This window comes from Pyxidicoccus trucidator (genome assembly GCF_010894435.1).
GTDB classification, from domain to species: domain Bacteria; phylum Myxococcota; class Myxococcia; order Myxococcales; family Myxococcaceae; genus Myxococcus; species Myxococcus trucidator.
Genome location: NZ_JAAIXZ010000014.1, coordinates 58,201 through 82,596, shown reverse-complemented (window position 1 = coordinate 82,596; position 24,396 = coordinate 58,201). Strand labels below are relative to the sequence as shown.

Here is a 24,396-nt window from a genome sequence, read left to right as displayed (position 1 = left end):
TCGCCTCCACGCCGTCCCGTGCCACGGGCCCTTTCCGTGAGCTATCCGCCACTTGGTTGTCCTATCGGTCCGCAACGAAACGGTGGGCGCGTTCCCAGGTACCCGGTCCCAGCGCCCCGCACTATTCCCAGGGCCACTGCTTGGATGGACCGGGAGGGTGCACGCGTGAAGACGTCAACCAGAAGTCCGGAGGCCGGAGGGCCGCCCTCCGGTGAGCCTGCGAAGCAACGGCTCTCGATCCGCATCAACGGCGCGGAGAAGCAGCTGGACGTGGCACCGTGGACCACCCTGCTGGACCTGCTGCGAGAGTCGCTGGACCTGACGGGAACGAAGAAGGGCTGTGACCACGGCCAGTGCGGCGCGTGCACCGTGCTGGTCGACGGCAGGCGCATCAACTCCTGCCTGACGCTGGCCCTCATGCAGGACGGTCGCGACGTGACGACCATCGAGGGCCTCGCGAAGGGCGACGTGCTCCACCCGCTCCAGGAGGCCTTCGTCGAGCAGGACGCCTTCCAGTGCGGCTACTGCACCCCCGGGCAGATCTGCTCCGCCGTGGGGCTGCTGTCGGAAGGCCGGGCGAAGACGGCGGATGACATCCGCGAGCTGATGAGCGGCAACCTCTGCCGCTGTGGCGCCTACCCCAACATCCTGGCGGCCATCCAGCAGGCGATGGGGACGCGCAAGGCGGGGGACGGCAAATGAACCCCTTCTCCTACCTGCGTGCGACGGACATTCCCACCGCCGTGGAGGGCGTCTCGCGAAGCCCCACGGCCCGCTTCATCGGAGGTGGCACCAACCTCCTCGACCTGATGAAGGAGGGCGTCACCCGCCCCAGCCACCTGGTCGACATCACCCGGCTGCCCCTGAGCCGGATTGAGGAGACGGCGGCAGGCGGCCTGCGCATCGGCGCGCTCGTCACCAACTCGGACCTGGCCTGGAACGCACAGGTGGAGCAGCGCTACCCGCTGCTCTCCAAGGCCATCCTGGCCGGCGCCTCGGCGCAACTGCGCAACATGGCGACGACGGGCGGGAACCTGCTCCAGCGCACGCGCTGCTACTACTTCTACGACGTCGGCACGCCCTGCAACAAACGCGAGCCGGGCTCCGGCTGTGGCGCGAAGGAAGGGTTCAACCGCATCCACGCCATCCTCGGGGCGAGCGAGCAGTGCATCGCCACCCACCCTTCCGACATGTGCGTGGCGTTGGCGGCGCTGGAGGCCGTCATCCACGTGACGGGCAAGGACGGAGAGCGCGCCATCCCCTTCGCCGACTTCCACCGGCTCCCCGGGGACACGCCGCACCTGGACACGAACCTGCGGCCCGATGAGCTCATCACCGCCGTGGAGCTTCCCCGGGAGGGCTTCGCCGCGCACTCCTCCTACCTCAAGGTCCGGGACCGCGCTTCCTACGCCTTCGCGCTCGTGTCGGTGGCCGCCGCGCTCAGCGTGGACGGAGGGCGCATCAAGACGGCCCGGCTGGCGCTCGGCGGCGTGGCGCACAAACCCTGGCGGGACATGGGCGCCGAGGCGCTCCTGACGGGCAAGCCCGCCACGCGGGAACACTTCCAGACAGCGGCCGACGCGCTGGTCCGGGACGCGAAGGGCCACGGCCACAACACCTTCAAGATAGAGCTGGCGAAGCGCACCGTCGTGCGCGCCCTGGAGCAGGCCGCCGGACTGGAGGCACGCCGATGACGACCTCTTCCACGCAGCTCGGACGGCCCGTCAGCCGCGTCGATGGCCGCGCCAAGGTGACGGGCGAGGCCCGGTACGCCGGGGAGTTCAACGTCCCCGGGCTCCTCTACGGACAGGTGGTGTCGAGCACCATCGCCCGGGGGCGTATCAAGAAGCTGGACGTGAGCGAGGCGCTCGCCGTGCCGGGCGTGCTGCGCGTCTTCACGCACGAGAACCGCCCCAGCCTGCCCTGGTTCGACCGCAAGTACCGTGACGACGACTCACCCAATGGCTCACCGTTCCGGCCTCTCTACGACGACACGATTGTCTACAGCGGACAGCCCGTCGCGCTCGTGGTGGCGGAGACCTTCGAGCAGGCCCGCCACGCGGCCTCGCTCGTGCGCATCGACTACGCTATCGACGCGCACGAGACGGACCTGCGCGCCCGGCGCAGAAAGGCGTATGCCCCGGGCAAGGCCAAGAGCGGCTACGAGCCGCCACCCAAGCCCTGGGGCCATGCGGACAAGGCCCACAAGAAAGCCGCCATCCAGGTCGACGTGGAGTACGAGTCCCCCGTCGAGCACCACAACCCGATGGAGCCCCACGCGTCCACGGTCATCCACGAGGACGATGGCTCGCTCACCCTCTACGACAAGACCCAGGGCGTGCTGAACACCCAGGCGTATGTCTGCAACGTGTTCGACCTGCCGAAGGAGCAGGTGCGCGTCAGGTCCCCCTTCGTCGGAGGTGCGTTCGGCTCGGGACTGCGGCCGCAGTACCAGCTCTTCCTCGCCGTCCTCGCGGCGCGGGAGCTGAAGCGCTCGGTCCGGGTGACGCTGTCGCGCGAGCAGATGTTCACCTTCGGCCACCGCCCCGCGACGCTGCAACGCGTGGCGCTCGGGGCCTCGGAAGACGGCACGCTCGAGGCCCTCATCCACGAGGCCGTACAGGAGACCTCGCGCTTCGAGGACTACGTCGAGGTCCTCGTGAACTGGGGCAGCATGCTGTATCGCTGCGACAACGTCCGGGCTGACCACAAGCTTGCCCAGCTGGACTGCTACACGCCCCTGGACATGCGGGCGCCGGGCGCGGCGCTCGGCGTCTACGCGCTGGAGTGCGCCATGGACGAGCTGGCGCATGCGCTGCGCATGGACCCCATCGCGCTGCGCCTCAAGAACTACGCGGAGCGAGACCAGAACAAGGACAAGCCCTATTCGAGCAAGGAGCTGCGGGCCTGCTACCAGCAGGGCGCGGACCGGTTCGGCTGGATGCGGAGGACCCCGGCGCCGCGCTCCATGCGCGACGGCCGAGAGCTCGTCGGCTGGGGCATGGCCACCGGAGTCTGGGAAGCGATGCAGCAGCCCGCGAGCGCGAAGGCCGTCCTGAGTCTGGATGGAAGGCTCACCGTCAGCAGCGCCACGTCCGACATCGGCACGGGCACCTACACGGTGATGACGCAGATTGCCGCGGACACGCTCGGCCTGCCCATTGAAGCCGTGACGTTCAAGCTGGGAGACAGCTCGCTGCCCATGGCGCCGCTCGAGGGTGGCTCCTGGACGGTGTCGTCGGTGGGCTCGGCGGTGAAGGAGGTCTGCGAGAAGCTCCGCGAGCAGGTCTTCACGTTCGCCCGGAAGGCGAAGGGCTCGCCGCTCGCGAAGGCGAGCCTGGAGGAGGTGACCTTCGCGGAGGGCCGCGTCCGCCTGACGTCCGACGGCTCCCAGTCCGTCTCCATTGTCGAGGCCCTGCGCCACGGTGACGTCACCCACCTGGAGGAGAAGTCGCTGGCCGTGCCGAACCCCAAGCAACTGGAGTACACGCGGAGCACGCACAGCGCGGTGTTCGTCGAGGTGAAGGTCGACGAGGAGCTGGGCACGGTGCGCGTTACCCGCGTCGTCAGTGCGATTGCCGGAGGCCGCATCCTCAATCCGAAGACGGCGCGCAGTCAGATTCTGGGCGGCATCGTCTGGGGCATCGGCATGGCGCTGGAAGAGGAGACGGCCATCGACCAGCAGCTCGGCCGCTTCATCAACCACAACCTCGCCGAGTACCACGTGCCGGTGAACGCGGACGTGCACGACCTCGACGTCATCTTCGTGGACGAGGAGGACACGGTGGTCAACCCGCTCGGGGCCAAGGGCCTGGGAGAGATTGGCATCGTCGGTGTCGCCGCGGCCATCGCCAACGCCGTGTTCCATGCGACGGGGAAGCGCGTCCGGAGCCTGCCCATCACCCTCGACAAGCTGCTCTAGCCTCTTGGGACGCAGCGCCCGGAGGGCCAGGCCCATGGCCCGCCCCTCCGGGTGCCGGGGCCGGCGCCCCACTACGCCGGCTGCCGCTGGCTCAGCGCCACACTGCCGAGAATCAGCGTCCCGGCGACGAGCATGGGCAGCGTCAGCGCCTCGCCCAGCAGGAGCCAGGCCCACGCCACGCCGAACAGCGGCGTGAGGTACGTAACGGTGACGGCGCGCGCCGCGCCGACACGCTGGATGAGCCGGTAGTACACGGCATACGCCAGGCCACTGCCGAGGACACCGAGCGCCCCCGCCGACAGCCAGGACAGCGCGGGGATGGAGCGCGTCGGCCACGAGGCGACCGCGAACGGCAGCGTCAGCACCGCCGCGCTCAACAGGGTGGCCGCGGCGACCGCGCCGGCAGGCAGCCCCTTGAGGTGACGCCGGAGCATGTTCACACCGACGCCGTACAGGAACGCGGCCGTGGTGCCCGCGCCCACCGCGAGGCCGATGCTCGCCCCCGCGGCCTTGCCACTGGCCAGCACCACCACGCCGACGAAGCCCGCGAACAGCGCGACCGCCCGCCGCGTGCCAATGCGCTCACCGTAGAACAGGAACGCCACCAGCGCGGTGAACAGCACCGCCAGGCTGTTGGTGATGGCGCCCACGCCGGCCGGCGCCCGCGCAGCGGCCCAGGCGAACAGCGCGAAGGGCACCGCCGAGTTGATGGCGCCAATCAGGGCCAGCTTCGGCCAGACCTTCAGGGGGAAGTCCGCCCGCGCGCGCCACAGGAACGGCAGCAGCACCAGCGCGCCCAGCGCGAGCCGGATCTCCACCAGGGGCAGCGCGCCAAAATCCGGGGCCGCCACGCGCATGAACATGAAGGACGCGCCCCAGATGGCGCCCAGCAACCCCAGCTCGAGCGGCGTCTGCCAGGCGAACGAGAGGGAGGGAGAGGAAGGACGGACCAGCGTGGATGCGCTCATGGCGAGACTCCAAAATGACTGCTGCCTGCGCCCATGAATGTCGCCGGCCGTCCTGACTCACAAGCGCATGTTTTTCCGGCCAGCCACAAGCTAGATTTGAGGCTCACCATGCCCCTACCCTCGGAATGGCTCCCGGCCCTGGCGGCGTTCGAGTCCGCCGCCCGTCACCAGAACTTCGCCCACGCGGCGGAGGAGCTGCACCTGACCGCCAGCGCGGTCAGCCACCATGTGCGCAAGCTGGAGGCGCAGCTCGGCGTCGCCCTCTTCCAGCGGCACGCGCGGGGCGTGTCGCTGACGGCGGAGGGGCGCCAGCTCGCGGACACCGCCAGCAGCGCGATGGCCGACATCGACGGCGTGCTGCGAGGGCTCAGCGCCGCGCGCGATGAGCGCCACCGCGTGCGCGTCAACACGCTGCACTCGCTGACGTACTCCTGGCTGATGCCGCGCCTGCCGGCGTTCACCACCGCGCACCCGCACCTGCGCATCCACGTCGACACGGAGATGTCACTGACGCGCTTCGACGAGGGAGGCCCCGACCTGGCCATCCGCTTTGGGGAGGGCCACTGGCCAGGGCTGACAGCGCACCACCTGATGGATGACACCCTCTTCCCGGTGGCCTCGCCCCGGCTGGCGGGATTGCAGGACCTCCGGGACGCGGCGGACGTCGCGAAGCTGCCGCTGATAGGAGACTTGTCGCGCCAGGGCTGGCAGGACTGGTTCCGCGCGGCGGGCATGCGCGACTCGCGACTGGAAGAGCGCTACCACTTCAGCGAGACCACCGACGCGCTGAAGGCCGCGGTGCATGGCCTGGGCGCGGCGCTCGGGCGCGAGCAGATTGTCGCGCCGTTCCTCGCCGAGGGCAGCCTGGTGCGCCTGCCCGGCCCCACCCTGCCCGCCCGCTCCGGCTACTTCGTGGTGTACCCGGCCCACCGGCGGCTGCGCCCGGCGGCACGCACCTTCGTGGACTGGCTGCTCCAGCAGGCGGTCCGCCCGTCCGTACCACGCGCGTGACGCTCGAGCGGCCACCAGCACCGGAGGCCCCGGCGGCGGCGTGAGCGCCTGGCCCGGGCCAATTCCCGGCCTTCGCTCAGATTGACAGGAACCTGTCCAATTGACATACCACTGCCCATGGCGAAGCTCACGGCGGCAGGAGAGGTCTTCACGGAGCTGGTGGTGGAGGTCTTCCGCGTCAACGGCCTGGCGCTGGAGGCGGGCGACGCCCTGACGGAGTCCCTGGGACTGAGCAGCGCCCGCTGGCAGGTGCTCGGCGTGGTGGACCACGAGCCGGCGCCCGTCGCGAATGTCGCCCGCGTCATGGGGCTTGCGCGTCAGAGCGTGCAGCAGACGGCCGACGCGCTGGAGCGGGATGGCTTCATCGAGTACCGGGAGAACCCGCACCATCGCCGCGCGAAGCTCATCGCGCTGACGGACCGGGGGCGAGAGGCGCTCCGCAAGGTCGAGGCGCGCCAGGCGGCCTGGGCCAACCAGCTCGCCGCGAAGCTGGACGCGCGGGCCCTGCGGGCGGCGGTGGACGGGCTGCGCGAGGCGCGGCGGCAACTGGAAGAGCATGCTGGAGGTGCGCGATGAGTGGCGAGTCGACGATTCCCCTCCTGCCCTGTGTCTCGCTGGGCGAGACGCTGGAGTTCTACCGGGCCCTGGGCTTCGAGGTGACCTACCAGCAGACCTCGCCCAACCCGTACGCGGTGGTGCGCCGAGGGGGCTTCGAGCTGCACTTCTTCACCCTCAAGGGCCTGGAGCCCTCGACGGCCTTCAGCTCGTGCCTGGTGGTGCTGCCCGAGGTGGAGTCCCTGCATGCGACCTTCGCCGAGGCCCTGCGGCGTACGCGCGGCAAGCTCCCGGTGTCCGGCATCCCCCGGCTCACCCGGATGAAGCCGGGCCAGGGCCGCTTCACCCTGGTCGACCTGTCCGGCAACTCCCTCATCTTCGTCCGGCGGCAGCAGCCCGCCACGTCCGAAGCCGCCAAGGCCCCACCGGCGACGGAGCCCCAGTCCCGCATGGCGAAGGCGCTGGCCGCTGCCGCCCGCCTGCGGGACTTCAAGACGGACGACGCCGCGGCGGCGAAGGTCCTCGACGCGGCGCTCGCGCGGAAGGAACCCGCCGCGCCCGTCGAACGCGCTCGAGCGCTCGCGGCCCGGGCCGAGCTGGCGGTGGCCCTGGGGGACGTGGAGCGCGCGCGGGCCCTCCAGGCCGAGCTCCAGCAAATACCCCTGTCCGACGAGGAGCGTGAGCGCCTCCAGGGGGAGCTGCGGGCCGCGGAGGACCTGGTGCGCGCCCTCGGATAGCGGGAGCGCCGCCTTGAGAAAGGAGTGCCCGGGAGGGCTGCTAGGATTAATCACTCCAACCGGCAGCACGAGCGAGGTGGACCTTGGACGAAGTGAGCCGGAGAGCGGCACTGAAGTTGATTGCGGCAGCGGGGGTCTCCACTGCCGCTGGCTGCTCGCGAGGTTCCGGGGAAGCGAAGGAGCAAGGGATGAGTCAGCAGGAGAGCAAGCAGCCAGACGCCATCGTCCGTGTCGACCCGCTGGGGATGCCCTGGCGGACGCCAGACCCGTTCCTGTTCTGCGTGCACCATGACGACCGGTATCCCGCAGGCAACGAGCGCATGGGGCCGGCCGCCTCGCTGGCGGGGCGCGAGCTGGGCCAGGACTTCGGCGGGCGGGACGGCTGGAACATGTACCACGGCACCGTCGTGCCCGGCTTTCCCCAGCACCCGCACCGTGGCTTCGAGACGGTGACCATCGTCCGCAACGGACTGCTCGACCACTCGGACTCGCTGGGCGCGGCGGCGCGTTTTGGCGGGGGTGACGTGCAGTGGCTCACCGCGGGCAGCGGCATCAACCACTCGGAGATGTTCCCGCTGCTCCAGAAGGACAAGCCGAACCACGTCGAGCTGTTCCAGATCTGGCTGAACCTGCCGCGCGCGGACAAGCTCGTGGCGCCGCACTTCTCCATGCTCTGGAGCCACGTCATCCCCCGGCACGTCGCACGGGACGAGGCGGGACGCACCACCGAAGTCACCGTGGTCGCCGGCCGCCTGGGCGACGTGAAGGCGCCACCGCCGCCGCCGAAGTCCTGGGCCGCGCGCGCCGACGCGGACGTGGCCATCTGGACCCTCAAGCTGGAGCCCGGCGCCCGGTGGACGCTTCCGGCGGCGGCGAAGGGCACCCACCGCATGCTCTACTACTTCCAGGGCTCCGGGCTGCGCGTGGCAGGCCGCGCCATTCCGTCATCCCACGGCATCGAATTGCGCGCCGAGGTGGATGTGGCGCTGGAGAACGGCGCGGACGTGGCCGAATTGCTGCTCCTGCAGGGGCGCCCCATTGGCGAGCCCGTCGTCCAATACGGCCCGTTCGTGATGAACACACGGCAGGAAATCCAGCAGGCCTTCGCCGACTACCAGCGCACGAACTTCGGCGGCTGGCCCTGGCCGAACAACGACCCCGTCCACCCGCGCGAGGAAGGCCGCTTCGCCCGGCACGCGGACGGCCACATCGAAAAGCCGAGCTGAGGACGCGCGGCGCTCACGGGGAGGACGCGTGCCGGGCCCGCGCCAGCCCCTTCCGGCAGTCGGCATGCGCCTCCTCCAGCAGCACGCAGTGGCCGAAGGCCACTTCCGCCTCACTGAAGCGGCGCTGTGCCATCAGCACGGTGCCCAGCTCCATCCAGACGACAGGTGCCTCCGGCGTGAGCTGGGCCACCCTGGAGAGGTGCTGGAAGGCGCCCTCCAGCCTCTCCTCCTCGTAGTCCAGGATGCCCAGGGTGTGGTGCGCGTCGACATGGCCGGGGTCGGCGGCCAGCACGGCGTCGAGCTCCGTCCGGGCCTCCGCCCGCCTGCCCAGCTTCACGAGCGCAAGGCCCAGGGCGTACCTCGCGGGGACGAACTTCGGGTCGCCCTTCAGGGCCTGAACGAAGCGCTCCCGCGCCTGTGCGTAGGCCCCTTCTTCCAGGTAGGCGGAGCCCAGGTGCACCTGCGCCTCCCGGTGGTCCGGGTTGTACTGGAGCGCCCAGAGGAGGCGTTCCTTCGCCTTCGCGGTGTCGCCCCGGTAGAGCGCGATGAGGCCCTTGTTGGCCCACAGGTCCGCGGACTGGGGAGAGAACTCCAGGCCCAGGTCGCAGTACGTCTCCGCGCGCTCCAGGTCACCCTCCGCGAGCTTCTGGGCGCACTGCTCGTTGTGGTCCCTCACGAGAACGCAGACGGGGCTCGGAGGGTCATGCGCGCAGGCGACGAGGAGCAGCGCGGAGACAGCGGACAGTACGGGAGCGGACCGTCGGAAGCGCATGGCACGCGAAGCGTAGCCGGGACGCTCCCCGGCGCGCGAGCCTCAGGCCCCGGGGTAGCGCACCATCCGCCCCTGCTCCGGATCCCACAGGTTCTGACGCAGGCACGCGAGCATGTCGCGCAGGCGCAGCGTCGTGACGTGGGGCCCTTGCAGCTCCGGGATGGCGGCCATCGCCTCGGGCAGCCGGTAGAACGGGATGCGCGGGTTCAGGTGGTGGACGTGGTGGTAGCCGATGTTGCCGGTGAACCACGCCAGGACGGGCCCGCAGTCCAGGTAGCTGGAGGCCTCCAGCGCCGAGCCCGCGTGCGTCCACCGCTCTTCCGAGCGGATCTCCACGTCCGGGAAGTTGTGCTGCGAATAGAAGAGATAGACGCCCAGGGCGTAGGCCACGACCAGGGGACCGAGGAGCGCGGAGAAGTAGACGCCCGGACCGAACAGGCTCCAGACGGCCACCGACAGCGCGACGTGCACGAGCACCGCGAGCCCCGACGTCCAGTACCGGCGCGGATTCCGCAGGAAGGGAACCACGCACAGGCTCAGCAGGAAGGCCGTGAAGTAGCCGGTCAGGAACGTCACCGGATGACGCTCGACGACATAGGCCAGGCGCTGCCAGCGCGAGGCCTTGTGCCAGGTGTCGGTGGTCCAGGTCGTGAAGGTGCCCGCGGCGGACGCGGCGAGGCGCGCGGTGTTGGCGTGATGGTGGTTGTGGGTGTCGTTCCAGATGCGCGCGGGCGTGAGCGTCAGGATGCCCTGGACGTGGAAGAGCAGCCGCGTCACGCGCGAGCCGGGCAGCAGTGCGCCATGCATGAAGTCATGGAAGAGGATGAACGCGCGGACGAGGACGAGCGCCTCGACAACGGTGCCCACGACTCGCAGCGGCCACCACGGCGCGGCGGCGGCGATGGCCACGGCGGCGACCAGCGCACCGAAGGTCGCCGCGATGTTCCACCCCGCACGCGCCGTGTCCTGGACGGCGAAGGGACGTGTCCGGGCGAGGAGTTCCTTGTCCGCGTGCTGGGCGGTCCGTTCCATGGGTGACGGGCTCCGAGGGGTGTGGGGACGGCGAGTCACGACACTCCGGGCTTTTGACATGGCCATGTCATGGGCGCGTCACCCGGCGGAACGAGGCGGCGTCGGCCCGGCCCCCTGCGCCGGGCAGGCAGCGGTCCCTGCGCTCGCTCCACCCTGGACCCACGTCCATTGCATTGCATGAGTAGCTGGAGTGGGGCCCGCCCTACCCGCCGAGGCCTTCAGTCGCCTTGTAGCCAGGGATGCAACATGACCCCGGGGGCCGTGACATTCCGTGTCACACGCACCGCGACGTCGGCGGCGGCACCTGGGGACACCCCCGTGGCACCGCGGGCAAGGCCCTGGCACGCAGTATGAAATGCGCGTGGCAGACCCATGCCCTCTTCCCGATTCCGCTGGTGGATGCCGTCGCTTGGAGCCGCCCTGTGCCTGCTGCTGTCGGCCGCCGCGCCTCCGTCCACTCCGGGGGCGCAGGCCCTGGAGGCCACGGCCTCACCGACCGTCCCGCCTCCGGAGAAGGCCCCACGTCCGGCCGCGTCACGCTCAGGGGGACAGACGACCGTCTTCGATACCTCGCACAACGCCTTCGGCCGGGCCCTGGCCAACATGGAGCCCCGCCGCTGGATGACGATGGCCGCGGGCAAGGCGCTGTTCATGAAGGACTGGAGCCGGGCGCCGGGCGGACTCGCTGGCCCTCTGTCGAACGCGGTCCGGTGCAATGACTGTCATTTCAAGGACGGCCGGGGGCGGCCCCTTCCGGACCTGGGCACGGAGGCGCCGCTGCTCGTGCGGCTGAGCGTGCCTTCCCGCCGGAGCCCGGCGGGCCTGCCCGAGCCGACCTACGGAGGCCAGATCAACGACCGCGCCGTGCCCGGCGTGCCCGCGGAGGGCGCGCTGGAAGTCACCTATGCGGAGCTCTCTGGCAGCTACCCGGATGGCACCGCCTACGCCCTGCGCAGGCCCGACGTCCGGCTGACCCGGCTGGGCTACGGCAAGCTGTCGCCCCACACGCAGCGCTCCGCGCGCATCTCCTCGCCCGTGTTCGGACTGGGGCTGCTGGAGGCGGTTCCCGACGAGGCCCTGCTGGCGCTGGCGGACCCCGATGACCGCGACGGGGATGGAGTCTCGGGCCGCCCCAACCGCGTCCCGGACGCACTCACGGGCACGCCGCGTCTGGGGCGCTTTGGCTGGAAGGCCAACCAGCCCTCGGTGAAGCAGCAGACGGCCCGGGCCTTCTCGGAGGACCTGGGCCTGACGTCGCCCCTCTACCCGGAGCCCACCTGCACCGCGAAGCAACCCCGCTGCCGCTCGCGGGCGCCCTCCGCGAAGCCCGCGCTGGACGACGCGCAGCTGGACGGAGTGACGCTCTACCTGCGCCTGCTGGCGGTGCCCGCGCGCCGGGACGTGGAAGACCCCACGGTGCTGCGCGGACAGGCGCTGTTCCAGCAGGTGGGCTGCGCCACCTGCCACCACCCAGCCCTGCGCACCGGCGACGTGGCCGACCTGCCGGAGCTGTCCCAGCAGGACCTCCAGCCGTATACCGATTTACTGTTGCACGACATGGGCGAGGGCCTCGCGGACGGCAGGCCCGACGCCGAGGCCACCGGCTCCGAGTGGCGGACACCTCCGCTGTGGGGCCTGGGGCTGCTGGAGGCCGTCAACCGCCAGGTGCGGATGCTCCACGACGGCCGCGCGCGCAGCTTCGAGGAAGCCATCCTCTGGCACGGCGGTGAGGCCGCGGGCGCCCAGGAGCGCTTCACCCATCTGGAGCGCGCGGACCGGGATGCGCTCGTGAGCTTCCTGCGGTCGCTCTGACGCCCGGGCCGTGTAACTGATTTGGCTACAAACCTTTTGGCGCCTGGGCTCGTCTCCCTCGGAGCCGTGCGCAGGGAATTCCTGGCACGACACATGAACAGCGGCCGCATGCCCGCCGGGGATTTCCCCCGGGAGGCATCTGGAGTTCCCCCCATGCGTCTGTTCCACCGTCTGGCCCCCGCGGGCCTCGCCACCCTGCTCACCCTCGCCCTCCCGCTCACGCAGGCCCACGCGGAGGACTGCGTGACCTTCTCCGGACTGAAGCACTGCGGCCTGGGCAGCGCGCAGCTCGCCGTGGAGGGCAAGGAGCTGCACGTCGTATCCCCGGACGCGTCCGAGCGGGACGGCGTGGCCATCTCCACCGAGGGCTCCACCTTCTGGAGCGCGGGCTTCCGCAGTGAGCCCTCTGGCCGGGCCGTGGAGCAGACCGTGCTCACGGGTGAGTCGGAAGGCGCGGCGGCCAGCACCGCCACCATCGCGACGGAGGGCGGCAGGACGTCCTTCGCGGCGACCTTCACGGCGGCCACGCAGGAGACGTCCACCTATACGGCGGAGGTGTTCTCCAACGGCCGGCTCGTGGGCTCCGTCAGCAACGTGCGGAGCGGCCGGGTGGCGTTCATCAGCTATGGTCCGGTCATCGGCGGCACCACCTCGCCGGGCTGCACGAACCTGCCCTACAACCAGTGCATGCAGCAGTGCCGCCAGCAGGGCAACTACCTCTGCGGCTACTGCTCCATCCCGTGCCGACGGACGTTCGACCGCGTGGACGAGAACGGCGCCTGCCGCTGGACCCTGCAGGTGCAGCGGGCGAGCTTCGCGCTGACGCAGGGGCTGGCCGACGGTGAGACTGTCGAGGGTGACACGGTGGTGCTGACCGAGGACATCGTCCCGGGCGGCAGCTACCCCTACCTGAACTTCGACCGCATCCTCGTCGAGACCAACGCCAAGACGACGACGCTCACCGACGTGACGGCGAACGGCGGGAAGTAGTCACCGCCCGCGTGTCGGACCGCCCCTCCGCGTCTGTCGCGGAGGGGTGGCTCGACGCACGCAGTGCGGCTGGACTCCAGGGAGTCGCACGCGCTACGAGAGGGCCGTCCCCGCCTTGCCGGAGCGCCGCATGACCGAGCTGCCACTTCCGAAGGAGCGCCACCTCAGGCCCTTCGCCTCCTCGCCGCTGAAGAAGGTCGCCGGGTGGGTCATCCTGGTCGTGCTCTTCGTGTTCTTCTACAACCTCTTCTCCCAGGGCAATGAAGCGCTCCGGGAGCGCCTCACTCCGGGCTTCTACATCCCCTTGGCCGCAGTGACGTTCCTGGGGTTGTTCGGCTTCTTCTTCCTGCGGCTCCGCCGGTGGTCCACGCTCTACAACCGGGGCATCTCCTTCTACGGCGCGGGGAACGAGCGGGAGGCAGCGGGCTGCTTCGAGGAAGCCGCGCGGCGCAGCACCAATGGAGTGCAGCGCTCGGTCTCCGTCGCGATGCTGGGACAGTGCATCCTCGCGCTGGGAGAGCCGGGCCGCGCGCTCGAGCTCTTCGGCACGACGGAGCGGGCTCGCAACCTGAAGTGGGGGATACCCGCCGCGCACCGGTGGATGCCCAACCTCATCGCCACGTGTGGCGCGGTCCTGGGCGACACGGCCTCCGCGAGGGCCTGGCTGGAGGAGGGGCGCAAGCGACTGGGCGACACGCCGCCCATGTACGCGCTGCTCCCGGAGGTCGTAATCCTGTGCCGCGAGGGCCACTACCCGGTGGCGGTAAAGACTGTCGACGCGCGGTGGGCCGAGGCGGATGCGTCGGGAGGCCGGGACGTGCGCAGGCTCAAGCTGCTCAAGGCCTTCGCGCTGGACGCGCAGGATGCGTCCGCCCACGCGGCGGCCATCCAGGACGCACTGGCCGCCGCGCAGCCGGTGCGGCCGGGCGACTTCGAGGCGCTCACCGCCCAATGGCCGGAGCTGCGCACCTTCATGGAGCGCCGGGGACTCTCAGTCGCTCGCGCCGCCTGAGAGCAGGAAGAGTGTGACGACGCCGCCGAGGATGAGACCCCACACGGCGAGCACCACCAGGGCCTGGCGTAGGGACTGGCGCAGGTGCCAGCCCGCGGACCACGCCAGCTCGCCGCGCTGGAGCCGCCGCCGCTGATGCCACCCCACCGCGAGCGCCACCAGCGCGAGGGGTGGGAGGAACCACGCGAGCAAGGAGAGCAGCCGCGCCAGCTCCACGCCCACCTGCGAGTCCTCCCGGGCCTCCACGGGGCGCCGGGCGCACGCCGCGCACCACACCGCGCCCGCCACGCTGCACACGCACTCCAGGCAGGTGAACGTGCCGCAGCGAGCACACACGCCCACGGCCATGGCCTTCACGTGTTGGCCGCACAGGGCGCCTTCCAGGTGCTGTCCCACGGCTGTTCCCACCTACCCTCCGCTCGCTTCAGTCTACGCCCGCTGATTGGCTCGCGTGTTAGCGTCTCGCATGGCTTTGGAGTCGTCGGAGCATCCCTTCCTCGAACAGCTCTTCACGCCGCACCCGCCCCGCGAGTTCCTGGCGGAGTACTGGCCCAGGCGGCACCTGGTCTGCCACGGCCCGCTCGAACGACTCGGGGAACTCGCGCAGCTTCCCGAGCTCCATGACCTCGAGCGGCTGCTGCACACCTACCGCGGCCCGGTGATGGTCGCGCTGCCGGACCGGCGAGATGAGCACAGTGTCATCCGGGTGGAAGCGCAGACCGCCGGGGCGCTGTACCGCAGCGGCATGGCGCTCATCCTCGACTCGGCGGAGCGCTTCCTCCCGCTGGTCGAGCAGTGGCTGCACATGCTGGCCTTCGAGCTGGGCCTTGCGCGCAACGCTGTCGCACGAGCCATCTTCTATGCCTCGCCGTCGGGTGGCGGCAACAGCCCCCACTTCGACGCGAACGCGAACATCGTCGTGCAGGTGCGCGGCACCAAGCGCTGGACGCTCGCGCCCAACACGCAGCTGCCCCTCCCCACGGACCGCTGGGCGATGAACATGGGCCCGCCCTCCCCCGAGCTGGCCAGCTACCTGGAGCAGGAGCTGCCTGAGCAGATGCCCGAGGGCGCCGAGGTCATCACGCTCGAGCCCGGCTCGGTCCTCTTCGTGCCGCGAGGCTACTGGCACTCCACCGAGGCCTCGGAGGACACGCTGGCGCTGAACTTCACGTACAGCCAGCCCACCTGGGCGGACGTGGTCAGCGCCGCGCTGCGACAGCACCTGCTGAAGGACGTGAGGTGGCGCGAGCTCGCCGATGGCATCGGCTCGCCGGACCCCGAGCGCAGCGGGGCGTGCGGCACGCGCCTCTCCGAGCTGCTGCACGAGCTGCAGGCCCACGTCCTGGAGCTGGAGGCCCGGAAGATCGTCGAGGAGAGCTGAGTCCTCCAGGGCAGCGCCTTGCCTGCCCCAACCCAGGCCCCTTCAATCGGGCTTCGGCCCGCCCCCGGTACGCCCCTCCCCGGCCCCGCTTCTCCGAGGCTGCGGGTGCGCGCCGGCGTGAGCCGGTGGCCCGTGGGCGCCACTCTTGTCAGGTGCCGTCCCCGGCGCTCTGCCACCCCGCCGTCGCCGCCGCCGCTTCGACGGAGCGCCCCCGGACGGGCCTCCGAGCTCTCGCAGCACCCGCGCGCGCGCTCCACTCTCCAGCCCCAGCTCCTGCATGAGCAGGTGCACCTGCCGGGCTCCCTGCGGGTGGCGCAGCGCTTCACAGAGCCGCTCGACGACGTCAATCCGCAACGCCACGGGACCGAGCACCTCATAGCCGAAGGCGCGCGCGCTCCGGCCGCCACGCTCCGCGACGTCGAGCGTTGGATCTCGTGGAACGCCCCTGGGTGAGGGACTCTGCTGGAACAGCGCCGTCAGCATGCATCGCCGCTCGAGCGCGTGCGGCGCGAGCGCCTCGGCGACGTAGAGGAAGCGCTGTCCCTCACGGACGCCCAGCGCCCTCAGGCGCTCCCGTGCCTCATCGTCCAGGAGCCGCCACTGCTCGCGCGCCTCGCCCTGGGAAATCACTCCCAGCCCCTCGGCCAGACGGTAGGCAAGGCCCCGCGTCGCCGCGGAGCGCCCCGCTCCTGCCAGGGCCTCGGCGGGAAAGCCTCCCATGGCCTCGGTGACGAGGTCCCGCGCCAGCGCCAACAGCCGGCGCTCCAGTCGCTGCCGCGCGCCTCCGGTCCAGACCTCCGGCTCCGCGAGCGCAAGCTGCGGTGAGCGCCGGTCCTTGCCGCGAACCAGCCGGGCCAGCGGCTGCCCTTCGAATGAGACGCTTCCTGTTGCATCCACCTCGAAGGCGTCATGCGTCGCATCGACCACCCGCTGGACGAACTGCTCCTCGGTCATCGCGGCGCCGTCAGCCCCCGACACCTCACCCAGCAGCAGCCCCAGCCTGGCGAAGGGGCTGTCCGACCCGGGCGGAGGGTGTGCGGCGGCTCTCACGAACCGGCGGGCACTCCTCCGGGCGGCCCGCTGCACGAAGCGCTCCACGAGCCGCTCATGCAGGGCGTCGCCCAGCGCGTCCTCGATGCGGCGGGTGCGCTCCTGCCAGTGCTCGGCGTCGTGGAGCCAGCTCGCGCGATGACTGATGTACGTCCAGATGCGGATGGCGGCCAGCCGATCCATCAGGGTGTGGATGTCTCCGGAGACATCGTCGAGCGGCGACACCTGCCTGGCCAGCCAGTCCGGCTCCAGCCTCCCATCCCCCGCGGTGAGCTGGAGGAACGTCTCTCGCAACAGCGAGACGTGCTGACCGAAGAGCCCCTTGCGGAAATCCGGAATCTGGCAGACCTGCCACAGCAGCTCGACCATGGGCCGGGTGGTGGCGACGTCTCGGATGGCGGGAGTGTGCGAGAGCTCCCGAAGCGCATCGAAGTCATCCGCCCGCTCCACCCGGACGAAGGCGTTGTGGCCCGGGGCTCGCGACAGCGAGTCCAGCAGAGACTCCGGGCTGGAGAAGTCGAGCGCGGCATTGCGCCAGATGAGACTGCGCACCGCCGGGAACCGGTGTGACTCGATGGCCGAGACCACGCGCGGAGACAGCTCGGGCAGCGTGTTCAGGGTGCCGAAGCTCCCGTCATTCAGGTGGCGCCCCGCGCGGCCCGCGATCTGGGCCATTTCGTCCGTGTAGAGGTCTCGCTGCTCAGCGCCGTCGTACTTGGAGAGCGCCGCGAAGGCCACGTGGTTGAGGTCGAGATTCAGACCCATGCCAATGGCATCGGTGGCCACGAGGTACTGGACCTCCCCGGACTGGTACATCGCCACCTGGGCATTCCGCGTCCTCGGGGAGAGCGCTCCCATCACCACGGCCACCCCTCCACGGAGGCGGCGCAGCGATTCGGCGAGCTCGTACACGCGGTCCGCGGAGAACGCGACCACGGCCGAGCGCGGGGGAAGGCTCTTCAGGGAGCGGCGCCCGGAGTAGCGAAGCTGGGACAGGCGGTTGGCGCGCTTCACCGAAGCATGGGGGATGAGCGTCTGGACCATCGGCCGCATCGTGTCCGCGCCGAGGAACCAGGTCTCCCTGCGCCCCCGCGCATGGAGCAGCCGGTCGGTGAAGACGTGCCCGCGCTCGCGGTGGGCGGCGAGCTGGATTTCATCGACGGCGAGGAAGTCGACAGGATGGTCGGTCGGCATCGCCTCGACCGTGCAGATCCAATAGTCGGGACGTGGCGGCAGGCGCTTCTCCTCGCCCGTCATCAAGGCCACCCGCCCCTCGCCCACCCGAGCGGTCACCCGGTCGTACACCTCGCGAGCAAGCAGGCGCAGCGGCAGGCCCATCATGCCCGTGTCGTGCTCGAGCATCCGCTCGATGGCACGGTGGGTCTTCCCCGTGTTCGTGGGCCCCAGCTCCGCCACGACGATGGACGCTCGGCTGGATGGGCTGGAGTTCATTCGGGAAGTCTAACCTCGGCAGGGCCTTCCGCCCGGGAGGATGAAACACCCGGAGGCCGAGGACGACTTCCCTATGGAAGGGACACGGTGGATGCAGAGGAGGCGAGCTCGCTGGGCGCGGCGCTCCAGCTCGACGGGAGGCTCAGTTCAGCGTCCCGCACTCGGCGATTCGCTGCACCCGAAGCGCGGCCAGCCGCTCCAGCGGCGCGGCCGCCTCCGGCCCCTCGAGCATCGCCACCGCGCGGGCGACCGCATCCAGGGTGGACATCCCTGACGGGTGCGAGGGCTCGCGGAGCCGGAGCATCCCGGGCTCGGGCGGCGGCAGCACCAGTCGGGGCAGCGCCCGCAGCGCGGGGAGCCGTTGGGTCATCCGCCGTGCCTGGGACCAGCTTCCGTCCAGCACCACCACCTGCCTCGGCGCGGGAGCGTCCGGCGGCGCGGACGGGCCATCGGGGAAGAGCAGCCAGGTGCCGGGCTCGGAGAGCAGCGCGGTGTCGTAGGACTCGGTGGGTGCTCCGTGGAGGAGCAACCTGCCATTCACGAGGGCCAGCGCGGCGACCCGCCCCGTGTTGCTCTTCTTCCCGGCCTCCATCACATGCTGGAGCAGGAGGAACCGGGTGCGCGTCTCCACCCGGGGGATCTCCGCACACAGGCAGAGGTGTGACGGGAGGTTGCAACGGTGACAGCGGGGTCGGAGGGCGGCGCGGTGAGACATCCTCCCTCATCCTGATCCGGTGGCCGCGGGAAGTGAAGCCTTCGTTGGATGGTGGCGGCGGGAATTGCCCCCGTGGACACGGCGATAAGAAACCCCAGGCAGGACGCCCTCTCTGCACTTCACGCTCCTGGGTGCTTCTTCCGACCTCGTGGTCCGGGCGACAACTACGCTTGCACACGGGCTCTGCATCCCTGGCCCATCGAGTGACTCCACATCAGGACCCAAGACAAGAGCTCGGTGTGTTAGCAGTGCTTGCTGGGATCCGTGGGGGCGGCCTATCAAGGGCCGTCCCTACCGCGCACCTATGGTTCGTGTTCGACCCCTGGTCCCAGCACGCGCTCGATTGCTCGTAATAGCCCCCCGAAGGACCAACAGTATTCATGGGCGCCAAGGGCAAGCGCGCGACGCCGACGCTCTGACGCGTCATCATTTTTGGAGAAGATGAGGACAGGGCTGCGAAGGTCTTGGTGTCGCATTGCTTCGAGCAACCGTTCAGCAACGGTCAGGCCTTTAAGCTCTTGCCCGAAGTGGGAGATGACAAGATCGAATTGCTCGTTCTTCATTTTCTCGGAGCGCAGCGCGGCGATTGCCTTCTCTACACTCCGCACATGCGTAACTTGTAGCGTGCCGAGTGGTAAATGAGCCTCTCGTTTCGCCTGCAAGAAGAACCGCTCGACCAGAGCGTTGTTCTCAGGAGCTTTGTCGAGCCAGAGAAGTCTTCGTCCTTTCAGACGCCGGCCGAAATGGAGGAGGGGGTTCGTCGCTTCATGGAGGTCGCGCAGGAGAGCATCAAAGCCTGAGAAGTCTTTGTGGCCGTTGCTCGAGTATGAGAGAGCATGGATGCCCTCGTGGCGCATGAGGTGGCGGCATGAGCGAGGTGGAATGTCGTTCGCAATGGCGTATGCGATTGGACTATCTCCGCCACCTTCCCCGAGCAGCGAGAGCGCTCCAGAGCGCAGTTCATTTAGGTACGCATCGCTGAAGGAAAAACCGAGGTACAGCACTGTGTGCTGTGTGAATAGAGAGCTCAGAAATCTCGTAAAATGTGGGTCGTTGTGCAGGCGCTGGCGGTACCCTCGTCGGGTGAAGACGACGGTGTCCGCATCTCGAACGTCGCCATGGATCTTTAGCACTGGAGGGAAACACGCCTTCTGGTCCCAGAATCCCTCGTCCCACCACCTTGGGCGCGGCGCCCGCATGATCTTTCGGTAGGCAGGGGGACTTGGTGTCTCGCCTTCGAGCAGCATGTCGAAATTCGTGGTAAGTATTGCGCGAAAAGGGATGCCCTGTAGAAGGCGTATACGTTCTGCCATCTCCAGCGGAAGCTCGCGGGTGGTCAGCCGCGCCTTCAGGCGCTTGGCCAGCTTGTTCTGGCCGAGTTCATCCTCGATAGCCTGTGCCGCTTCCTCCAAGGAAGCGCCGCCATCCTTCTTCTCAAGGAGCAGTTTCAGGTGTTTGCGCAGCCCCGCACCGACATGCTGGGAAAGGTCGTTCAGGAGTTCAGACCAGCTCGGCAGCTTTGCTGGGATGCTGAAGCCTGCGCCAACGAAGGCAATGCAGTTTCCTGCCTGGATGGCGGAGATAAGCCCCGCTGGCAGTTCGGCTGCACTCGATTTGGACGTGTCCATGGTTCTCCTGAAAGTACTGATAAGACGGATGGGCTTCGCACGGCCCTCAGGCTTCGCGCTGACGAGCGCTGACGCTGCATGATATACAGTGGCAGCACCCCACAGCGTATTACGCGCTACCTGCTGTCGGTATTGGGGGCCTACGGTGGGGCCTTCCTGACCCTGTGTTGTCAGTCCTGGTTCTGTAAGGGCACAATGCGAAACCCTTCCACGCCCGGCCATCATGATCGGCAGGGGCATTCTCAAAGTCAATCCGATGACGTCCCCAGATAAATTGCGTGTCGCGCGCGACCGCGTGGCCCGCCTCTACCGCTACCTCCAGACGCTGAACCAACACCGCAACCCGGAGCCGCGCCTGTTGCGTGAGCAACTCTGAAGCCTGAGGCTCCACGATTTGCCGCGATACCCCTCCGTCCGCCTCAATCGCAGTGTGGGGACAGTATCGAACGATACCGAAGCCACAGAGTCCAGCGAAGGCGAGCTCATCATCCGGGTTCGCCGACCAATCCTCACACCGCCACTGCCTCCTCCTCAGCGTCAATCCCTCCACTCCAAAGTTCATTGTCAGCGACAGCGGTCGTGTGGCTGATCTCTACGCAGAGCTGTTCCGCACAGAGGAGGAACAAAACAAAGAATCGGGATTCTCGCACGGGCTCAGGCGGCCCGCCTGAGCTCGGCTCGCCGCAGGCATGGACTGGCATGGCGCTGGGTGTTGCGCGCAGCCAGGTAGGCATGGACCCGTGCCATCAGCCCGTTCAGGGCGCGGCAGCGGTGGTTGCGGGTGACGTTGGCGTGCAGGTCCAACCACACGCGCTCGATGCGGTTGGCCTGGGGGAAGTAGCACACGCCGAGCGCTCCGGTACTCGCGGGCCAGTCGCCACAGCAGCTGGATGAAGAAGGCGCTGGCCTTGGAGCGTGCTCGTCCAGTAGTCCCGGAGCCCACGCCGTGCCGGCCTTCACGGGCGGCACGGCCGCGCCACCGCATCGCCTTCACTCAGGCCCGGCGCTCCTCCTCCAGCCGGATACGCACCACATTGGACCTCCGGCCGGCGAGCTCCGCGACGACTTCATAGCTCGCGGGGCGCCAGGGGAGCGGGAGGTAATCGAACAGGTTGGGATTGAAGTAGCCTCCGCACAGCGCGTCGCCAACCTCTGCCGGACTCACGGCATCCGCCTCGTCCGGCGGCTCGATCGGGTCCGGCGGCGTCAGGTGCGCGGACAGCACGAGTCCGGTCATCACGTCCACCGCCATGAGCTGTATGGCCGAGGGAGGATCGCCTGGCGGCAGGAGGGACGCGGCGGGGAGCAGGTAGAACCCGCAGACCGGGATTGCCGCCCCCGGGCGCAGCACGACCCGCCGTGGCGCGCGCAGGAGGACACCTTGAAAGCCGGGGTGAGGGGGCCGGGGGGACTGCGCGTTCGACGTCAGCGAGCCCAGCACCACGTCAGAGAAGTCGTCCCTGCGGGTCATGACATCACCTCTCCGTGGCTCAGACGAAAGTGAATCCAGCACTCAAGTCCTTGCGGCGAACCGCGCTCGCGCAGTCCACGCAGAACGTGGTGGGCGCATGCACAGAGCCGAACATCACACACAGGGCGCCCTCTTTCACTTTCTGGTAGTCCTCGGCCATTGCATCCAGCCCATTGCAGCAATGAGAGCCATTGTGTCCCCTGCCCTCGTACTGGTTCGCGTGGCGGTCGAGCTCGGCCGCGCTCCTGGGCCCGACGTTGCCCTGGGGATCATGGCTTGGAACCATGCCAATCTGGTGCCCGATCTCGTGAATCAGGATCTGGTTCTGCCCCGACGCGTCCTTCGGTTTCCCGTTGATGCGTGTCGCCACGGCGCAGAGGTTGGTCTTGGGGATGCTGAGGCCGCCGCGCTGGTAGCCAATCTTCTGGTAGCTGACCCTCAGCGTTCCGGTCATCTCCTGTTCGACGGCGTCGCCCAGCTTGATGACGATTCGCTTGAACGGCCCCACGTCGGTCCCGCCCTCCTTGTTGACGGCGATGCAGTAGTCTGTGAGGTCGATGGGCTCCAAGGCCGTTACCTGCCGGCGCGCATCGATGTCCTCCTGCCTCTGCGAGAGGTCGTCCTCCTCGGCGTCGAGATCCTCTTTTCGTTCGTCGAGGAGCCGTTGCTTCTCGTCGAGTTCCTCTTTCCTGTCCTTCAGTGCCGCGAAGCCATCTGACTGCTCCGTCACGCCCTCCGCATCCTTTCGGAGGAGAGTCCACTCCTCGTTGAGCTCGGAGCGCTCCAGTTCGAACGTATCGCGCTTCGCATCATACGCGTCGAACGCAAGCCTGAGCTCCTCCGCGTCATTCTCCAGATCGTCGTCCCTGGGCGCGTCCGGTGTGAACGTGGCATCGAGCAGCCAGGGGATGCCGTCGCCGAAGCCGGTCCATAGTGTTGCCAGGCACAGGATGGTGTAGTCCGGCATGCCCGGTCTCACGGTGTAGTTGTTCTTGAGCGAGAGGCCATCCGCGCGTTCGGCGAGCTGTTCGGCGAACGCGACGAAGATGACGTATGGCGTGTATTCGCTCTCCGGGCAGGCCTCCCGGGCCTTGACCTTGAAGTCATCCATGTTGGACAGGCCCACGTTCGAGATGTAGGCCATGTCCACGGGCTCGAGGATGACGAGCTCGACGTGGTGCGTCCGGTACTCCTCGGTCAGCACCGACAGCTCGCGGGTGGGCTGGTTCGTCAGCCCTGTCATCAGCAGGGGTTGAAGGAAGAAGAGCCGGCGCGTCACGATGGACGCGTTCTCCGTCCTGACCCCGTTCCCATAGGAGTCCACGGCTTCGAAGCGATAGCGGTCGCCACCGGCCGCGGTCACCCGGAAGTCGTCGGGGAGCGTGGCCATGCCCTTGTCGTCGGTAGTGCTTTTGACACCGCCCTCGGGATCTTCCGGTACGGGCTTGTACCGCGCGTTCCGCTCCCTCTCATGGGCCGTGTAGATGGCGTTGTCGACGGAGGCGGCCATCTTGACGGTGAACGGCTCGACGCATGGGTAGTGGAACCGCACCCGGACGCGGATGCATGTCGACAGCCGGTCCAGGTTCGGCGCCTTCGTCCGGGCGAGCCACGCCTCCTCCGCCGGGAGATTGACGAACTGGATGAGGTCGCCCTCGCCGGCCACGTCGTCGCCGTGGAGGATGTCGATCGCCGCGATGTGGCTTCCCAGCTCCAGGGGGACGGCATGGTACTCGCCGCGCGTCACGCTGCGCTGACAGGCCTTCGCGGGACGCTTCGGGTTCGTGGACGTGAGCGTGAGCTCGGCGCTGCCCTGGTCGAGGTCGGTGATCGTGAAGGTCACGACGCCGTGCGCATCGGTGGTGCCTTCCGCGCTCGGCCCGTCTGCCAGCAGCGTCAGGCGAACGCCGGTGCCCCCCGCGCGGTTCTCGGTGCCGGCGTTGCACACCGTGACGATGACACGGGTGGGGGAGCAGCTCAGCGCATGCTCCTCGACTTCCTCCGGGGTCCCGGGCTGGGCGGTGATGATGGGCATCAGCGGCTCCGGGCGAGCGGTGAGCGCCCCAGCGCGTCGAGGGCGTCGAGCTTCTGCCGCCCGAGCCTGGACCGATCCTCGAGGATGGGCCGGGCCCACCCGGTCTCCGGCGTCTCGCCGAGATCTGCCCCGTAGCGTCCGGCATAGAGGATGAAGCGCTCCAGATCCGCGGGCTGGAAGATGGCGTGACGCGCCGCTCGCGCACGGGCGGCGGTGACGAGCTGGCGAACCATTCCTTCCGGCGCGTCGCGCCACTCCGGCAGCTGGGCTCGGAGCAGCGCCTCGACGCGGCGCTCGAAGGCTTCGCCGCGGGCTTGCCGGAGGGCGGCGATTTGATCATCCCGGATGACGAGCACCGAGTTCCTCCCGTGAGCGAAGCGAGCCTTCTGTGGAAGGCCCGGTCGCAACGAGCGTGCCAGAGGCACCGGCGGCTCCTTCTCCATGGCGCGCAAGGCTGTTCGCCGTGGGCGCTCTTCGTCCTCGGGCCCGGAGCCAGTCGCTCCGGCTCAGGGCGACCGCGTCTCGCCGGGACGCGGGAGCGTTCCGTGAAGACGCGGCTGCATGCCGGAAAATGTGGAGGCGGCGGGAATCGCCAGCGTGGAGGGTGGGCGCTGCCTGCCACGCGGG

The 24,396-nt window shown here is 69.2% G+C and carries 22 protein-coding genes; 11 read left to right on the top strand and 11 right to left on the bottom strand.

Translation table 11 applies throughout. From position 1 onward, the window contains the following. Positions 1–165: 165 nt before the first annotated feature. From G4D85_RS33090 to G4D85_RS33080, 3 genes are read left to right on the top strand one after another with little or no spacing between them, the layout of a single operon-like run. Positions 166–702 carry a (2Fe-2S)-binding protein gene (locus G4D85_RS33090; protein WP_240359643.1) on the top strand — a complete coding sequence of 179 codons (537 nt, stop codon included), beginning with the start codon at positions 166–168 and terminating at the stop codon, positions 700–702. Continuing rightward, complete coding sequence (locus G4D85_RS33085) at positions 699–1,694, top strand: FAD binding domain-containing protein (protein ID WP_164018058.1); 996 nt, start codon at positions 699–701, stop codon at positions 1,692–1,694. Before G4D85_RS33090 ends, G4D85_RS33085 begins: the two co-directional genes overlap by 4 nt. Further along, positions 1,691–3,922 (top strand): xanthine dehydrogenase family protein molybdopterin-binding subunit, encoded by a 2,232-nt coding sequence (locus G4D85_RS33080; protein WP_164018057.1) that lies wholly within the window; start codon positions 1,691–1,693, stop codon positions 3,920–3,922. Before G4D85_RS33085 ends, G4D85_RS33080 begins: the two co-directional genes overlap by 4 nt. A gap of 71 nt (positions 3,923–3,993) precedes the next feature. On the opposite strand, the gene G4D85_RS33075 is transcribed toward G4D85_RS33080, so the two are convergent. Beyond that, positions 3,994–4,890 (bottom strand): DMT family transporter, encoded by an 897-nt coding sequence (locus tag G4D85_RS33075; RefSeq protein ID WP_164018056.1) that lies wholly within the window; start codon positions 4,888–4,890, stop codon positions 3,994–3,996. 108 nt (positions 4,891–4,998) lie between these two features. Between G4D85_RS33075 and G4D85_RS33070 the strand changes: the two genes are divergently transcribed. The 4 genes from G4D85_RS33070 (at position 4,999) to G4D85_RS33055 (ending at position 8,419) form a co-directional block, all read left to right on the top strand. Then, the gene (locus G4D85_RS33070; RefSeq protein WP_164018055.1) at positions 4,999–5,901 is read left to right on the top strand and encodes a LysR substrate-binding domain-containing protein; all 903 of its coding nucleotides are present in this window, start codon (positions 4,999–5,001) and stop codon (positions 5,899–5,901) included. Between the two features lie 117 nt (positions 5,902–6,018). Continuing rightward, positions 6,019–6,477 carry a MarR family winged helix-turn-helix transcriptional regulator gene (locus tag G4D85_RS33065; RefSeq protein ID WP_164018054.1) on the top strand — a complete coding sequence of 153 codons (459 nt, stop codon included), beginning with the start codon at positions 6,019–6,021 and terminating at the stop codon, positions 6,475–6,477. Then, positions 6,474–7,193, top strand: a complete 720-nt coding sequence (locus G4D85_RS33060; protein WP_164018053.1) for a VOC family protein — start codon at positions 6,474–6,476, stop codon at positions 7,191–7,193. The genes G4D85_RS33065 and G4D85_RS33060 overlap by 4 nt, the downstream gene beginning before the upstream one ends. 188 nt (positions 7,194–7,381) lie before the next feature. After that, a complete protein-coding gene (locus tag G4D85_RS33055) occupies positions 7,382–8,419 on the top strand; it encodes a pirin family protein (protein ID WP_164018052.1) in 1,038 nt (345 codons plus the stop codon). A 13-nt stretch (positions 8,420–8,432) separates the two neighbouring features. Here the strand turns inward: G4D85_RS33055 and G4D85_RS33050 are convergent, their stop codons facing one another. Both G4D85_RS33050 and G4D85_RS33045 read right to left on the bottom strand, forming a co-directional pair. Continuing rightward, positions 8,433–9,191, bottom strand: a complete 759-nt coding sequence (locus G4D85_RS33050) for a tetratricopeptide repeat protein (protein ID WP_164018051.1) — start codon at positions 9,189–9,191, stop codon at positions 8,433–8,435. 42 nt (positions 9,192–9,233) lie between these two features. After that, positions 9,234–10,223: a fatty acid desaturase family protein gene (locus tag G4D85_RS33045; RefSeq protein WP_164018050.1), complete on the bottom strand. Its 990-nt coding sequence runs from the start codon at positions 10,221–10,223 to the stop codon at positions 9,234–9,236. Positions 10,224–10,595: 372 nt separating this feature from the next. Here G4D85_RS33045 and G4D85_RS33040 point away from each other — a divergent pair, with 372 nt between their 5' ends. The 3 genes from G4D85_RS33040 to G4D85_RS33030 all read left to right on the top strand — a co-directional run bounded on the left by G4D85_RS33040 (position 10,596) and on the right by G4D85_RS33030 (position 14,037). Continuing rightward, a complete protein-coding gene (locus G4D85_RS33040; RefSeq protein WP_240359642.1) occupies positions 10,596–12,035 on the top strand; it encodes a di-heme oxidoreductase family protein in 1,440 nt (479 codons plus the stop codon). Positions 12,036–12,188: 153 nt separating this feature from the next. After that, complete coding sequence (locus G4D85_RS33035; protein WP_164018049.1) at positions 12,189–13,025, top strand: hypothetical protein; 837 nt, start codon at positions 12,189–12,191, stop codon at positions 13,023–13,025. Between the two features lie 130 nt (positions 13,026–13,155). Further along, the gene (locus tag G4D85_RS33030) at positions 13,156–14,037 is read left to right on the top strand and encodes a hypothetical protein (RefSeq protein WP_164018048.1); all 882 of its coding nucleotides are present in this window, start codon (positions 13,156–13,158) and stop codon (positions 14,035–14,037) included. Here the strand turns inward: G4D85_RS33030 and G4D85_RS33025 are convergent. Then, positions 14,017–14,433: a hypothetical protein gene (locus tag G4D85_RS33025; RefSeq protein ID WP_164018047.1), complete on the bottom strand. Its 417-nt coding sequence runs from the start codon at positions 14,431–14,433 to the stop codon at positions 14,017–14,019. The two genes, G4D85_RS33030 and G4D85_RS33025, sit on opposite strands and share 21 nt — an antisense overlap. Positions 14,434–14,503: 70 nt before the next feature. On the opposite strand from G4D85_RS33025, the gene G4D85_RS33020 reads away from it, so the two are divergent. After that, complete coding sequence (locus G4D85_RS33020) at positions 14,504–15,418, top strand: JmjC domain-containing protein (RefSeq protein WP_164018046.1); 915 nt, start codon at positions 14,504–14,506, stop codon at positions 15,416–15,418. A 42-nt stretch (positions 15,419–15,460) separates the two neighbouring features. Here G4D85_RS33020 and G4D85_RS33015 read toward each other — a convergent pair whose 3' ends face one another. The 7 genes from G4D85_RS33015 to G4D85_RS32985 all read right to left on the bottom strand — a co-directional run bounded on the left by G4D85_RS33015 (position 15,461) and on the right by G4D85_RS32985 (position 24,125). Then, a complete protein-coding gene (locus tag G4D85_RS33015) occupies positions 15,461–17,920 on the bottom strand; it encodes a helicase-related protein (RefSeq protein WP_164018045.1) in 2,460 nt (819 codons plus the stop codon). A gap of 142 nt (positions 17,921–18,062) precedes the next feature. Further along, complete coding sequence (locus G4D85_RS33010; protein ID WP_164018044.1) at positions 18,063–18,635, bottom strand: tRNA-uridine aminocarboxypropyltransferase; 573 nt, start codon at positions 18,633–18,635, stop codon at positions 18,063–18,065. 302 nt (positions 18,636–18,937) lie between these two features. Beyond that, positions 18,938–20,263: an SIR2 family protein gene (locus tag G4D85_RS33005; protein ID WP_164018043.1), complete on the bottom strand. Its 1,326-nt coding sequence runs from the start codon at positions 20,261–20,263 to the stop codon at positions 18,938–18,940. Positions 20,264–20,917: 654 nt separating this feature from the next. After that, entirely contained in the window at positions 20,918–21,109 is a 192-nt protein-coding gene (locus G4D85_RS33000) for a hypothetical protein (protein ID WP_240359641.1), read from the bottom strand. A gap of 148 nt (positions 21,110–21,257) precedes the next feature. Next, positions 21,258–21,734 (bottom strand): hypothetical protein, encoded by a 477-nt coding sequence (locus G4D85_RS32995; RefSeq protein ID WP_164018042.1) that lies wholly within the window; start codon positions 21,732–21,734, stop codon positions 21,258–21,260. A gap of 19 nt (positions 21,735–21,753) precedes the next feature. Continuing rightward, positions 21,754–23,769, bottom strand: a complete 2,016-nt coding sequence (locus tag G4D85_RS32990; RefSeq protein WP_164018041.1) for a hypothetical protein — start codon at positions 23,767–23,769, stop codon at positions 21,754–21,756. Next, positions 23,769–24,125 carry a hypothetical protein gene (locus G4D85_RS32985; RefSeq protein ID WP_164018040.1) on the bottom strand — a complete coding sequence of 119 codons (357 nt, stop codon included), beginning with the start codon at positions 24,123–24,125 and terminating at the stop codon, positions 23,769–23,771. Before G4D85_RS32985 ends, G4D85_RS32990 begins: the two co-directional genes overlap by 1 nt. Positions 24,126–24,396 lie beyond the last annotated feature (271 nt).